Below are 13,545 nucleotides of genomic sequence, written 5' to 3' on the forward strand. Positions count from 1 at the left end.
ATGCGATATCTCATTGGTGTTTGTCTCTGGTCGGCGGCAACGCTGGCTGCTGCCGAGACCTGGCTGCAGTGTGGTGGACTGGTTGACGTGATCGAGGGTCGCACCGGCGATGCCGCAACCCTGGTGATCAAGAACGGGCTGGTCTCCGAGGTGCTTGAGGGCCATCCCCGGCCGACCGGTACCGTCGAGGTCATCGCGCTCGATGATCTGATCTGTCTGCCGGGCCTGATGGATATGCATACCCATCTGTCTTCGCAGTCGAGTCGCGACGCCTATATCAATCGCTTCGTCCTGAATGAAGCGGATGTGACCCTGCGCGCGGTTGATTACGCACGCCGCACGCTGGAGGCGGGGTTTACGACCGTGCGCGACCTCGGTGATTCGTTCAACGTTACCGTGGCACTGCGCGAGGCGATTGCCGAAGGCCGGGTGCCGGGGCCGCGTATTTTTACTTCAGCCAAGTCGCTGGCGACCACCGGTGGACATGCCGACCCGACCAATGCCTGGCGGCGCGATCTGGCCGGTGAGCCCGGACCACGCGACGGGGTACTCAATGGAGTTGCCGAGGCCCGTGCGGCCGTGCGTCAGCGCTACAAGGACGGTGCTGACCTGATCAAGATCACCGCCACCGGCGGCGTGTTGAGCGTTGCTGCCAGCGGTGACAACGCGCAGTTCCGGGACGATGAACTTCGGGCCGTGATCCAGACGGCCGCCGACTACGGCATGCATGTGGCTGCCCACGCCCATGGGGCTGAAGGCATGAAGCGGGCGGTCGAGGCGGGTGTTCATTCAATCGAGCACGGCACCTACATGGACGACGCGATCATGGCCCTGATGATCGAGCGTGGCACCTGGTACGTGCCGACCATTTCGGCCGGTCGGTTTGTCGCCATCAAGGCCGAAGAGGAGGGGTACTTTCCGCCGGTTGTGGCGGCCAAGGCACGCCGCATCGGTCCACTGATCCAGGAGACCTTCGCACGAGCCCATGCCGCCGGCGTGCGAATTGCCTTCGGCACGGATTGCGGCGTGTGTCCGCACGGCAGTAACGCGAAGGAATTCGGCTACATGGTCGAGGCCGGCATGAGCCCGGCTGATGCCTTGCGCAGCGCGACGCTCAACGCCGCCGAGCTGCTTGGGCGCGCCGATCAGCTCGGGCAGCTCGCGCCGGGATACGCCGCCGATGTCATCGCCGTCGCGGGTGATCCGCTCGACGACGTCAGACAGCTCGAAGACATCCGTTTCGTCATGCGCGACGGCCAGGTCTTCGTGTCGCCGTGAGCCCTGATGACTGACGGCCTCAGTCGGCGTAGCCGCTGAGCTCGAGATAGCCGCGACCCAGCGGTTGTCGCCCGGGCGCGGTGCTGACTTCGACCGCGCCCTCCCAGTAGTGCACCGACCCCTGCCAGCGCTGATGATCGAACAGCGCGTCGACGGCCAGGTCGAGTCCATGCTGGGGAACCCGGACGCGCCACGCAACCGGCCAGCGATGCCCCTGATCGTCGGTCCACCAGCGCGTCGGCCGTGCGCTGAATTCCCCTGGCCGAAGCGGCCAATGCCGGCCGTCCCCGGCAATCACCGCGCCCGCCGACCAGGGCGCAGCGCTGCCGTCATGCCGACGCAGGCGGTAGACCATCAGGTCACGCCCGTCGTCGAGCTGCAGCGCGAACCAGTCCCAGCCCGCCAGTCCCTCGCCCAGCTGGCTCGACCCCCACTCGCGATCCAGCCAGGCGGTTCCGGTCACCTCGCTTGTAGCCCCGTCGACCTGGATTTGTCCACGGGCCGACAGGCGGGTGATCGAGTAGTAGCGCGATGCATTGCCGGGCTCGGGGCCTTTGCGACTGTAGCCGTCCTCGCCCTGCAGCACGACCGGCTTGACGGCCTCGAGGTCAAGCCGCAGACCGAAGTCGGCAGCCGCGGCCTGGAGCGACCAGCCCTGGCCATGGCGCTGGACCGTCCAGTCGCGCAACCACCAGCGTCCGGGTGTGGCACCAGCCAGCCCGAGTGCGCCGCGGGCGAAGCGCTCGGCGGAATGAAAGCGGTGATTGCGGCCGTCGCTCAGTGCCAGGTGGGCCATCCACACCGCCTCGCTGCGCCAGCGTGAGTTCAGCGCCGGAACAGATGCCAGCCCAAACCGGAAAAGCGTGAACTGAAAGCCCAGCGGTGCGCCATCCGTGGACTCCAGGTTGCCGGTAAAGTACCACCACTCGTTGCGAAAACCCGGATGGGCGCCATGGTCGTCGGGAAATACGAGCGGTTCCGGGCCGGTGACGCGGCGGAAATCCTCCGGCGCGTCGGACAGCAGCCCGGCGGCGGCGAACGGCGCCGACTCGGTGTCCGGTTCGACGGTCTGCCAGATCAGCCAGGCGATCAGCGCGACGGCGATGAGGGCCAGGGTGCCGAAATCCCGGTACATTAGCTGCCCCTCAGCTCGCCGGCCGGATCGCGGCGGCCAATGCGCCAGGCCGGATAGATGCCGGCGGCCAGCCCGGCCGCGGCGGCCAGCGCCAGGATGATGGCCAGCGGCCAAAGCGGCCAGCTCAGCGGCAGGCTCCAGCCGAACGCGCGCGGCTGGACCACCAGCGACAGACCGCTGTGGATGGCCAGCGCCAGCGGCACGGCAACAATGGCTGCGGCGATGGCCAGGCCGATGGTCTGGCTGATGACTGTTCCTGCGACGGCGGCCGGCGTCAGGCCAATGGCACGCAGGGTGGCATACTCGCGTCGACGTTCGAGGCTCACCGCCAGCAGCGCGCTGACCAGCGCAATGACTGCGATCAGACCGACCAGAACGGCCAGCGCCCAGGAGATCCGGAAGGTGCGATCGAAGACCGCCAGCGTGCGCGCCCTGATCGTTTCGCGACTGGTCAGGGTCAGTCGCGGGTCAATGTCGCGCAGTCGATCGACCAGCGTGGCGGCGTCGGGTGCGCCACCGCCGAGGTACAAACCGAGGCTGTCGCGGTGGCGGTCGTGCCAGAGGCGGCGGTAAAGGGGCGCGTGAATCGCCACGGTGCCGCGATCGCTGCCGTAGTCGCGGTAGATCGCGGCAATCGGCAGCGCAAGGGTCCCGTCGGGCGCCGGCAATGACACCGCATCGCCCAGGCCAAGGCCCGTGCGTCGCTCGAACGGCTCGGAGACGATGACCGCGTGGCCTTTCATGAAGGCGTCGCGTGCCGCCTCCGGGTCGCCGTCGAGCCATTCGAATCCCTGCCAGGCGGCTGACGGCAGGTCGTAGGCAATCAGGTCACGGCCTTCGCCCAGTTTCACCCGGCGGGCACTCGATATCTGCTCGACGCCATCCATTGCGGCAACGCGCCCGGCCAATTGATCATTGATCTGCCCGCTGGCCAGGGTGACGTAATGGTCGGCCCGCAGCAGACGATCGATCCAGTCGTCCACAGCGCCTCGAAACCCCAGTACCATCATGCCGATTCCGGCGGCCAGGGCCAGAGCCAGGCTGAGCGCTGCGAGCGCTGGCGCCAGACGGCGACGTGCTGACAGCAGCATCGCCAGGGCGCGACCGGCCAGTCGGTGGCGCGCGCCGCCGGCCAGTGCACGCAGCACCATCAAGGCGAGATCGGGTGCGAACACGGCCGCACCGGCCAGGGCGAGAAACAGGCCGGCGAAGGCGCCGCCGAGCCGGGTGCTCCAGACAACGATCAGCACACCGCCCAACAGCATCCCGAGCCCGGTCAGCGATACCCAGGGCGCCCGGCCTTCCGCCGGCAGTGCGCGTATCTGTACGCCCGGGGCGATTTGTCGGGCCTCGCGCCAGACGGGGATGACGGCAGCCTGGCCCAGCGCCATGGTCAGGGCCCAGAGGCTGGCATACAGGACCAGGGTTGGCCGGACGCGGGCCGGCGGCAGCAGTCCGTACAGCTCCAAGACCGGCTGTCGAATCAGCGCCATGAGCTGATCGGCCAGCACGGTACCAAGCGTCAGTCCCAGCAGCGCGCCCAGCCCAGTCAGTATCGCGGTCTCGATCATCAGGAGCGCGCTGATCTGCACCGGTGTCACGCCCAGAGCGCGCAGCATGCCGAAGGATGCTCTTCGCTGTACCGCCAGAAAGGACAGGACACTGAAGACGACGAACAGGCCCACCGCCAGGCTGAGCAGGCTCATTGCGGCAAGGTTGGCGCGCATTCCCTCGGTCAGTCGTGCCGCGGATTGCTGCCGCTGCCGGCTGCTGCGGATAGTGAACTCATCACTCAGTCGGGCGCGCAGCCACTTCTCAGCATCGACGGGCGCATCGATCCACGACAATTCACCGGAGCGCTTGAGCAGATGCTGGACGGCGGCAATGTCCATGATGAGACGCTCGTCAAGTCCGGGCCGCGCGCCCAGCGTCGCACCAATCTCGAGCTCGTGCCATTGCCCGTTGATTTGGACGCGCAGGGGTTCGTCCGGACTCAGGCCGAGCCGCCCGAGCGTGGTTTCGGTGACCAGCACCTGCTGCGCGCTCTGCAGCAGGGGTCCGGCCGCTGCGACGCCGATGGTGTCGGCGCTGGTCAGGCTGAACGGATCAATGCCGATCAGCTCCAGCGGCTGACCGTTGACACGCACGCGGGCGCTGAGGACAGGGATCAGCTGGGGCGCACCCCGGCTGGTTGCCAGGTCGGCATAAACCGCCTCATCGAGCCTGCCGTGCCGTGATTCGATGCGCAACCGCTGGTCAGGCGTCAGCGCATCGCTGGCGCTGTCGAGCGAATCAACCAGTACCCCGTGGATCAACGCAACACCGGTGACCACCGCCACGCCGGCGGCAATACCGATCAGTGACAGCACCAGCTGGCCGGGATGGCGCCGAAAGAACCGGCGTGAAGACTGCAGCAGCAGCTTCATCAGTCTGCAACCAGCCGGCCGTGGGCCAGCCGCAGCTGGCGCTCGCATACGGCGGCGGCTGCCGGATTGTGGGTGACCAGGACGAGGGCGCTGTCGCGTGCTCTCGTCACCCGCTCGAGCAGGTCGAGCACAGCATGCCCCGATGTCTCGTCCAGGCTGCCGGTTGGTTCGTCGGCCAGAATCAGGCCGGGTTCGTGGATGAGCGCCCGGGCGATGGCCACGCGCTGTTTTTCACCGCCCGACAAACCGCCCGGCATGCGTTCAAGCACATGTTCGATTCCCAGTTCGCCGGCCAGCGCGGCCACATTGGCTGGGGCCTGCGGGCGCCGGTTGATCCAGGCTGGCAACAGGATGTTCTCGCTGACCGACAGCGACTCGATCAGGTTGAAGTCCTGGAAGACCAGTCCGACCGTTGCGGCGCGCAGCCGGGTCAGGTCCGGTTCCCGCAGCTGCGCCAGGTCGTGCCCGAGCAGCTCGATATGACCAGAGTCGGGGCGGTCCATCCCGGCAGCCAGGTGCAGGAGCGTCGATTTGCCCGAGCCGGATGATCCGGTGATGGCTACCCGCTGCCCGCGCTCGACGACCAGGCTGACACTCGTCAGCACCTCGATGCGCCGGTCAGCGTTGTCAAAGCCCTTGCCGACAGCGCGCATGGCCAGAATTTCGGCAGTGCTCATCGTTGCGACATCCCCGGTTCCGGTGGTCTGCCTCGGCCGGACACGTGCCCGTTGGGGTACCGGTCGCCAGGCTGTCGGAACTTTTCCGCCGCAAGGCTCTCGAAGAATTGTGCCTGGCCTGACGAGTACGATTTCACATTTCTTGGCATTCTCGTCAGGATTGTGGTAGACTTACCACCAACTTGGCGAAACCGCAACGGTGAAGCCAGGTCGCAGGGCGCGAAGCGAGGTACATCACTCCGACATCCGTTGCCCCTCCCTCGCCAGGGGAGGGGTTTTTTTTGCGGTGAATGAAACCGTTCGGGAGGCTGCAAACCATGCTGATCAACATGCTCAAAGCCAAGATTCACCGGGCCACCGTGACGCGGGTCGAACGGGACTACGAAGGCTCCTGTGCCATCGACGAAGCGCTGCTGGAAGCCGCGGGAATTCTCGAGTTCGAACAAATACATATCTACAACATCACCAGCGGTGAACGGTTCGTGACCTATGCTATACGAGCCCAGCGTGACAGTGGCGTGATCTCGGTGAACGGGGCGGCCGCACACAAGGCTGCCGTTGGTGATCTGGTCATTATCGCGGCCTACGGGCGCATGGATGCGGCAGAGGCTGAACACCATCGTCCGCGCCTGGTCTACCCGGACAGCGCCAATCGGATCCGGCGCACGGGCGAACGGATTCCGGTGCAGGCGGCCTGAGTATCGGTCGGATGTTGCGGAAAAGCAACAATCCGACACTGCAGGCGCTGTTCGAGGCCGACCCGCAGCGCAGCCAAAAACTGCGGCTCACCCAGGGTGGCTGGGAACTCGACTATGCGGGCATTCCGGTCGATCAGGCCACGCTGGACGGTCTCAACCGCCTGGCCCGGCAACGCGGCCTGGCTGTTGAGGTCCAGCGCCTGTTGAGCGGTGAGCACGTCAACACGAGCGAAGATCAGCCGGCCCTTCATATGGCGCTGCGCGCTGCTGTTGCGAACAATAGCGCCGCGTTCCGGCTGTCCGAAGCGGTCGTGGCCGGGCGCCGGCATTTCCTGGAAGTGGCATCTCGACTCCATAGCGGCCAGGCGGGTCTGAGCGATCTGATTCATGTCGGCATCGGCGGATCGGATCTCGGTCCGCGACTGGTCGCCGACGCGCTTGAGGATGATGATTCGGCGGTGGCAGTGCACTGGCTGTCGACCCTGGACAGGCGGCGCTTCAAGCGTCTTTGCCGGCGCCTTGATCCGGCCCGGACCGGCCTGGTGATCGCCTCGAAGTCGTTTTCGACCGAAGAAACCCTGGTCCAGGCGCGGGCAGTGTGCGACTGGCTGGGCGATGACTGGTTCCGGCGCTGCTGGGCCGCGACGGCCAGCACGGAACGTGCCCGGGCCTTTGGCTTGCCGCGTCAACAGGTATTGAGCTTTCCGGCCTGGACCGGCGGGCGGTTTTCGCTGTGGTCCTCGGTCGGCGTGTCGGCTGCCGCCTGTATCGGCCGCGCCCGCTTCGAGCAGCTGCTTGCCGGCGCGGCCCGGGCCGATCAGCAGTTTTCCAGCGATCCCTCCGCTAACCACCTGGGCGTGATGCTGGCGCTGCTGATGCATTTCCTGCGCCGCGAGCTGAATCTGAATACGCTGGGTTTCGTCAGCTACGAGCCGCGCCTGGCGCTGCTGGCCGATTATCTCCAGCAACTCATCATGGAGAGCCTGGGCAAGTCCACCGGTCTGGATCATGCCAGCGTGGACGGACCGACCGCGCCGCTGGTTTTCGGGGGTCGGGGCACCGATCTGCAGCACTCGATCTTCCAGGCGCTGCATCAGGGCAGCGACACCCATCCCCTGGTCCTGATTGGCACCCAAAGCAGCGGGTCGGATGATGAGCTGGCCGACTGGTCTCATCGCCAGCTTGCGCATCTGCTCGCCCAGGCGCGCGCGTTCGTGCACGGGCGCCGCGACGGTCGACCGTTTCAGCAGATGCCCGGCAACCGGCCGGTCGCCACCCTGCTGACCGGGGAGATCACGCCGGAGCGTCTGGGGTGGCTGCTGGCGACCTTTGAACACGCCGTCTACAGCCTGTCGGTGCTGTGGGGGATCAACGCCTTTGACCAGTGGGGTGTGGAGCAGGGCAAGCGCCTGGCGGCGCATATCTACGATCAGCTTCGCGACGGTTGAGTCTGCCGCGGTTGTCAGGAGTCCGGATACTGCGCGGTGTCGCAGGGCAGAATGCGGAAGATCTTTTCGGCCAGCAGTTCATCGTTTCGTGCATCGACCAGCACGAATCGGCGGCCGTCTCGCACCCACTCACCGGTTTCGGTTTCTCCCGTGGCGCGCCCCCTGGCAACAACCCGGCCTTCGCGATCGTCGAGCCGGATGCTGATGTGATCCACGCCCAGGGCCGAGACATCCCAGTTAATGCGAATGGCGGTCTTTTCGGCCGGCGTTCCGCAATAGCGCAGATACGGCGGATTGGTTTCGAAGATGATGCCATGGTCGACCGCTTTGTCGGTGATTTCGTCGCCCCGGGCGAAAGCGCAGTCGGTCAGCACGGCGAGCATCAGCATGAGAAAGCCGATCGCGATGCGGCACGGGTTGGCGGCGCTGTCCGCGGCGGTCCTGCGTTGCAGGATTCGTCGGCCGGTGGCTGTCATGGGGTCGATGTAACGCTGTAGGCTGAGTTCACAGACAGCATATCGAATCGCCGGGTTCATTTTTCAAACATCGCATGCACGGCAGCGGCCGGGATACCTTCAGCGTGAGGCTGGCAGCGACCGGTCCCGGACTTGCGCCGTGATGCCGGGGCATCGGAGAATGCCGTTTTGCCTGACCGCGCCTTGCCGATGAACGATCAGCCGACACGCCTGGGCGTGCTCGAGGAATGCCGCAGGACGCTGATGCTGGCCGGGCCGCTCGTGATCGGCCAGGTCACCAGCTACGGCATGAATTTTGTCGATACACTCATGGCCGGCCGGCTGGGGCGACTTGACCTGGGTGCAGTGGCCATTGGTTCATCGGTGTGGGCGGCCGGTCTGTTGTTTATCGTTGGCATGCTGATGGCCGTATCGGCCAGCGTGGCTCGGCTCGATGGCGCCGGCCGGCAGCGCCAGGCCGGCGAGCTGGCCCGTCAGGCGCTGTGGTTATCCGCTGCACTGGGCTGCTTGATGTGGTGGCTGATGCGCCGGGGTGACCGGGTGATGGGCTGGGTCGGGGTCGAGGCCGACGTTGCCGCTCTGGCCAACGGCTATTTGCACGCCATGAGCTGGGGTGCGCCGGGCCTGGCCGCGATGTTCGTCCTGCGGTTTTTCTCGGAGGGCACCGGCTATACCCGCCCGACCATGTACATCGGCTTGCTGGGAATCGCCTGCAACGTGCCGCTGAACTACGTGCTGATGTTCGGTAAGCTTGGCTTTCCGGCCATGGGCGCGATCGGCTGCGGATGGGCCACGGCGGTCGTGCTCTGGCTGCAGTGTCTGGCGCTGGCGTGGTGGATCAAGCGCCGCCCGCGCTACCGGCCCTATGCCCTGTTCGAGCGTTTCAGCGGCCCGAGCCGGCGCGAGATTGGCGCACTGGTTCGTCTCGGGCTGCCGATCGGTATCATGGTGTTTCTCGAAGGTGGCTTGTTCGTCGGTACGGCACTGCTGATCGGCACGCTCGGGGCGCTGCCGATTGCCGCCCACCAGGTCGCAATCAACTACGCGGGGCTGATGTTCATGGTCCCGCTCGGGCTGGCTGGCGCCATCATGGTCCGGGTGGGCAACGCTGCCGGCCGCGCCGACCCGGTCGGCGCCCGGCGCGCCGGACTGGTTGGCATGAGCCTGGCGCTGGCCTTTGGTGGCTGTTCTGCGCTGGTGATGCTGGTGTTTCCCGAAGCCATTGCACGGATGTATACGGCGGATCCGGCGGTCATCGAGCTGGCCGCCAGCCTGCTGCTGCTGGCCGCGGTCTTTCAGCTGGCCGATTGTCTGCAGGTCTCGGCAGCGGGGGCGCTCCGCGGCCTCAAAGACACCCGGGTGCCGATGCTCTACAGTCTGGTGGCTTACTGGCTGGTCGGGATGATGCTGGGCTGGTGGCTGACGTTTCGTCAGGACTGGGGTCCGGCCGGCATGTGGGTCGGAATCATTGCCGGCCTGACATTGGCCGCTGTCTTGCTGGCGGGGCGATTCCTGCGCGTGACCGATCCCGGCCGACCGCCCGGGGCCGCTTTTTCCGAGGCACAGTGACCTTCGGCACATTGTTGTCGACCATGTCGGTGTCTACAATCGCGACTGATCCTGGCTACTGGTGACCACTGATGTCCTCCTCTCGCAAGCCGAACGTCCTCATTCGGATCTGGCTCGGCTTCTGGCGCGGCCTGACTGCCCTGCGCATGGCCGTGTTCAATATTGTCTTTCTGCTGATTCTGGGTTTGCTGATCCGGTTGTTCTTCTTTGCCGACGACGGTTTGCGCATCGAGCCGGATACGACACTGGTCATTGCCCCGGTTGGTCTGATTGTCGAGGAGTACACGGGTACACCGGGCGAGCGCGCCATCAACGAGGCGCTTGGGCAGGAGATGCCCGAAACGCGCCTGCGCGATATCCTCGCGGCGCTGGAGGCGGCCGCCGAAGACGAACGGATCGTACAGGTTCTCATCGACACCGATCAGCTCTGGGGTCTGGCGCCGGGAATGATGATGGAGCTAAGCGCTGCCTTTCAGCGTTTACGGGCGTCCGGCAAGCCGGTTATCGCCTATGGCGGTTCGATGAATCAGGGGCAGTACATGCTGGCTTCGCTGGCCGATGAGCTTTGGCTGCACCCCGACGGGCTGGTCATACTGGAAGGCTACGGGCGATTCCGGCAATACTACCGTGAAGGACTCGAAAAACTGGCGGTCGATGTCAACCTGTTTCGGGTTGGCGAATACAAGTCCGCCATGGAGCCCTTCATTCGCAACGACATGTCCGACGAGGCTCGGCAGTCCGCCGAATACTGGCTGAACGGCCTGTGGAGCGAATACCTGCGGCAGGTGGCGAGCCACCGCGGCATGCCGGCCGATGTGCTGGTGGATTTGATCGAGAACGTGGTCGGTCATCTTTCGGATTCGGGCGGTGATGCTGCCGCCATGGCGCTTGAAAGCGGCCTGGTCGACCGCCTGATGGCGGGCCCCGAGGTTCGCGCGGAGCTGGCCAGCCGCGGGGCGCCTGACGATAACGGCGGCTTCCGCAAGGTCGGCTTCATGGATTACATCAACGCCGAATCATTGCTGCCGGTCAGCGGCAAGCAGGTCGGCATCATCGTTGCCCAGGGTGCGATTACCGAGGGGAATCAGCCGCCCGGTACCATCGGTTCGGCCTCGACCGCCCGCAGAATTCGCCAGGCGGCGCGCAATGACGATATCAAGGCCGTGGTGTTGCGCATTGACTCCGGTGGCGGCAGTGCGTTTGCCTCTGAAGTCATTCGCCGCGAACTGGTTGCGCTGCGCGACAGCGGCAAGCCGTTGGTGGTCAGCATGGGCAATGTGGCTGCTTCGGGGGGCTACTGGATTGCGATGGGTGCCGACGAGGTGTGGGCCTACCCGACCACGATTACCGGTTCGATCGGTATTTTCGGTTTCTTCCCGACCTTCCAGGACACGCTGGGCAAAATCGGGGTCCATACCGATGGCGTCGGAACAACCTGGCTGTCCGGCGGGCTGCGTGCCGACCGGGCGCTGTCCGACGGCGTGAGCAACCTGCTCCAGACCATCATCGAGCACGGCTATCGGGAGTTCATCGATCTGGTCGCTGCGCATCGGCCGTTGAACCCCGAGCAGGTCGATGCCGTCGCCCGCGGTCGCGTCTGGACCGGAGAGCAGGCGCAGCAGCGCGGCCTGGTCGACCGGCTCGGCACGCTCGACGAGGCAGTCAGCTCGGCCGCTGCCATGGCCGGGCTGGGCGAGGACTACCGGATCCGCTATGTGGAACCCGAACTGGCGCCCTGGCAGGCGTTTCTGATGAACATGGGGGCGCGAGCCGTCGCGGCGGCCGGCGTGGACGCCATCCCGCGTGCATCGTTCTGGCTGCCGCGCCAGCTGCTTGCCCGCCTGCAATCAGACCTTGGCCTGATCGTTAGTCAGGCCGATTCCGGGCGGCCCGGCATCATGGCTCACTGCTTGTGCGAGGCGCCATTGTAGTCGCTGGATCCCGGTTCGGCCGGGGGCATCAGCCCTTCGATGCGCGCCAGCGTCTCGAGTTCGGGAATATCGCGTTGAAGGACGCGCAGGCGCATTCGCTCGGAGGCGCTGAGCGTCGTTGCCCGGGCCTGTAGCGCCTCGCGTTCTCGTTCGAGTTCACCAAGCGTCTGGCCCAGCTGCCAGGCGGACTGGTAGCCCGCCTGGTCGCAGCGCTCGTGGGCCCGCTGCCCCTGGCGACCCAGCTCGAAGCCTCGTCCGGGACTGCAGTCCGGCACACTTGCGCAGCCGGCAAGCAGGGCCAGGCAGACGATCAGCAAACGGCACGGTGTCATCTCATTGTCTGCTATTCGATGGCGACCGGCAGAGGATACCCGATCAGAGCACTGGCCGAAGGCAAGGTACACTAGATGTCTTCTGGCCTGGCGGCTTCGATTGACTGGTCGGGCAGGGCCAGTCGTAATCTTCTGACTGACAATCGAGGGAACTGCTGATGCTTGCCACCGTCACCGATTTTCTGTGGTCCTACGTGCTGGTTGCCGTGCTGGTCGCTATCGGACTGGCGTTCACGTTTGGCTCGCGTTTCGTGCAGCTGCGCTACTTCGGCGAGATGTTTCGCGTGCTCGGTCAGGCGTTCCAGCACCATAGCGGACACGTTTCATCGTTCCAGGCGCTGACCCTGAGCGTGGCCGGACGGGTCGGTGCCGGCAATATTGCCGGAGTGGCGGTGGCGATTACCCTGGGCGGGCCCGGGGCGGTGTTCTGGATGTGGGTGGTCGGGCTGATCGGTATGGCCACGAGCTTTTTCGAGTGCTCGCTGGCCCAGTTGTTCAAGACCCGCGACAAGCGCACCACGACCTTTCGCGGCGGTCCGATGTACTACATGGAGCGCGGACTGGGCAGCCGCAAGATCGGCATCGCGTTTACCCTGCTTTTGCTGTTCACGTTCGGCCTGGCCTTCGTGGCGCTACAGTCGTTCACGGCCTCGTCGTCGCTTGAAGAGGCCTTCGGCATTCCGGTGCACGTCACCGGCATTGCCCTGACCATTGTGATCGGCCTGACCATCTTCGGCGGCGTGCAGCGGATCTCCCGGGTGACCGAGATTGTGGTGCCCATCATGGCAATTGGCTACATTCTCATCGCCCTGGCGGTGATGCTCTACAACATCGCGGCGGTGCCGGCTGCGCTGATGATTATCCTCAAGAGCGCGTTCGGTCTGGAGCAGGCCGTTGGCGGTGGCATCGGGGCTGCAATCATGATGGGCGTCCGGCGCGGCCTGTTTTCCAACGAGGCGGGACTGGGCAGCGCACCCAACGTGGCCGCCGTCGCTTACGTGCCGCACCCGGTCAATCAGGGCATCGTGCAGTCGTTCAGCGTCTTTATCGATACCGCAATCATCTGTACCGCCACGGCGTTCATCATCATCATGGCCGGGATGCACGAGGTCGGCACGATTGACAATGGCGTGGTTCTGACGCAACTGGCACTCAAGGAGCATGTCGGCGACTGGGGTGAGACCTTTGTCAGCGTGACGCTGATGCTGTTCGCGTTCAGCTCGATCCTCTACAACTTCTATCTCGGCGAGAACGCATCGTACTGGATGAATCCCGACAATCCCTGGTTCTTCATCATCTTTCGCCTGCTGATGCTGGTGCTGATCCTGTGGGGATCGATGCAGGATCTGACCACCGTGTTCAGTTTTGCCGATCTGACCATGGCATTGCTGGCCCTGTTCAACCTGGTCGCGCTTGGTTTCCTGATGAAGCTGGGCTTTCGTCTGATGCGCGACTATGACGACCAGTGGCGCGCCGGCCGCGTGCCGGTATTCGATCCGGCGCGTTTTTCGGACGTGAATATCGATCCCGATGCCTGGTCGGATGCCGCCGATGCAGTGGTCGAAAAGGACTGAT

At 65.3% G+C, this 13,545-nt stretch carries 11 protein-coding genes; 6 read left to right on the plus strand and 5 right to left on the minus strand.

Going from position 1 to position 13,545, the window contains the following annotated elements:
* Positions 1-1,278 (plus strand): amidohydrolase family protein, encoded by a 1,278-nt coding sequence (locus tag HND55_03700; GenBank protein ID QKK01841.1) that lies wholly within the window; start codon positions 1-3, stop codon positions 1,276-1,278.
* A gap of 19 nt (positions 1,279-1,297) precedes the next feature.
* Here HND55_03700 and HND55_03705 read toward each other — a convergent pair whose 3' ends face one another.
* Genes HND55_03705 through HND55_03715 form a run of 3 tightly spaced genes read right to left on the minus strand, consistent with a single transcriptional unit; the run spans position 1,298 to position 5,516 of the window.
* On the minus strand, positions 1,298-2,413 hold the full coding sequence (locus tag HND55_03705) for a carotenoid 1,2-hydratase (protein QKK01842.1): 1,116 nt from the start codon (positions 2,411-2,413) through the stop codon (positions 1,298-1,300).
* Complete coding sequence (locus HND55_03710; protein QKK01843.1) at positions 2,413-4,839, minus strand: ABC transporter permease; 2,427 nt, start codon at positions 4,837-4,839, stop codon at positions 2,413-2,415. Before HND55_03710 ends, HND55_03705 begins: the two co-directional genes overlap by 1 nt.
* Positions 4,839-5,516 (minus strand): ABC transporter ATP-binding protein, encoded by a 678-nt coding sequence (locus tag HND55_03715; protein ID QKK01844.1) that lies wholly within the window; start codon positions 5,514-5,516, stop codon positions 4,839-4,841. The genes HND55_03710 and HND55_03715 overlap by 1 nt, the downstream gene beginning before the upstream one ends.
* Before the next feature lie 317 nt (positions 5,517-5,833).
* On the opposite strand from HND55_03715, the gene HND55_03720 reads away from it, so the two are divergent.
* Both HND55_03720 and HND55_03725 read left to right on the plus strand, forming a co-directional pair.
* Positions 5,834-6,214: an aspartate 1-decarboxylase gene (locus tag HND55_03720; GenBank protein QKK01845.1), complete on the plus strand. Its 381-nt coding sequence runs from the start codon at positions 5,834-5,836 to the stop codon at positions 6,212-6,214.
* An 11-nt stretch (positions 6,215-6,225) separates the two neighbouring features.
* On the plus strand, positions 6,226-7,662 hold the full coding sequence (locus tag HND55_03725) for a glucose-6-phosphate isomerase (protein QKK01846.1): 1,437 nt from the start codon (positions 6,226-6,228) through the stop codon (positions 7,660-7,662).
* Positions 7,663-7,676: 14 nt separating this feature from the next.
* On the opposite strand, the gene HND55_03730 is transcribed toward HND55_03725, so the two are convergent.
* A complete protein-coding gene (locus tag HND55_03730) occupies positions 7,677-8,138 on the minus strand; it encodes a hypothetical protein (protein ID QKK01847.1) in 462 nt (153 codons plus the stop codon).
* A 189-nt stretch (positions 8,139-8,327) separates the two neighbouring features.
* On the opposite strand from HND55_03730, the gene HND55_03735 reads away from it, so the two are divergent.
* Positions 8,328-9,707 (plus strand): MATE family efflux transporter, encoded by a 1,380-nt coding sequence (locus tag HND55_03735; GenBank protein ID QKK01848.1) that lies wholly within the window; start codon positions 8,328-8,330, stop codon positions 9,705-9,707.
* A gap of 71 nt (positions 9,708-9,778) precedes the next feature.
* Complete coding sequence (gene sppA, locus HND55_03740) at positions 9,779-11,638, plus strand: signal peptide peptidase SppA (GenBank protein QKK01849.1); 1,860 nt, start codon at positions 9,779-9,781, stop codon at positions 11,636-11,638.
* On the opposite strand, the gene HND55_03745 is transcribed toward sppA, so the two are convergent.
* Positions 11,611-11,970 carry a hypothetical protein gene (locus HND55_03745; GenBank protein QKK01850.1) on the minus strand — a complete coding sequence of 120 codons (360 nt, stop codon included), beginning with the start codon at positions 11,968-11,970 and terminating at the stop codon, positions 11,611-11,613. The two genes, sppA and HND55_03745, sit on opposite strands and share 28 nt — an antisense overlap.
* A 158-nt stretch (positions 11,971-12,128) precedes the next feature.
* Between HND55_03745 and HND55_03750 the strand changes: the two genes are divergently transcribed.
* Positions 12,129-13,544, plus strand: a complete 1,416-nt coding sequence (locus HND55_03750; protein ID QKK01851.1) for an alanine:cation symporter family protein — start codon at positions 12,129-12,131, stop codon at positions 13,542-13,544.
* Position 13,545 lies beyond the last annotated feature (1 nt).

The organism is Pseudomonadota bacterium (genome assembly GCA_013285445.1).
In the GTDB taxonomy this organism is placed as follows: domain Bacteria; phylum Pseudomonadota; class Gammaproteobacteria; order Xanthomonadales; family Wenzhouxiangellaceae; genus Wenzhouxiangella.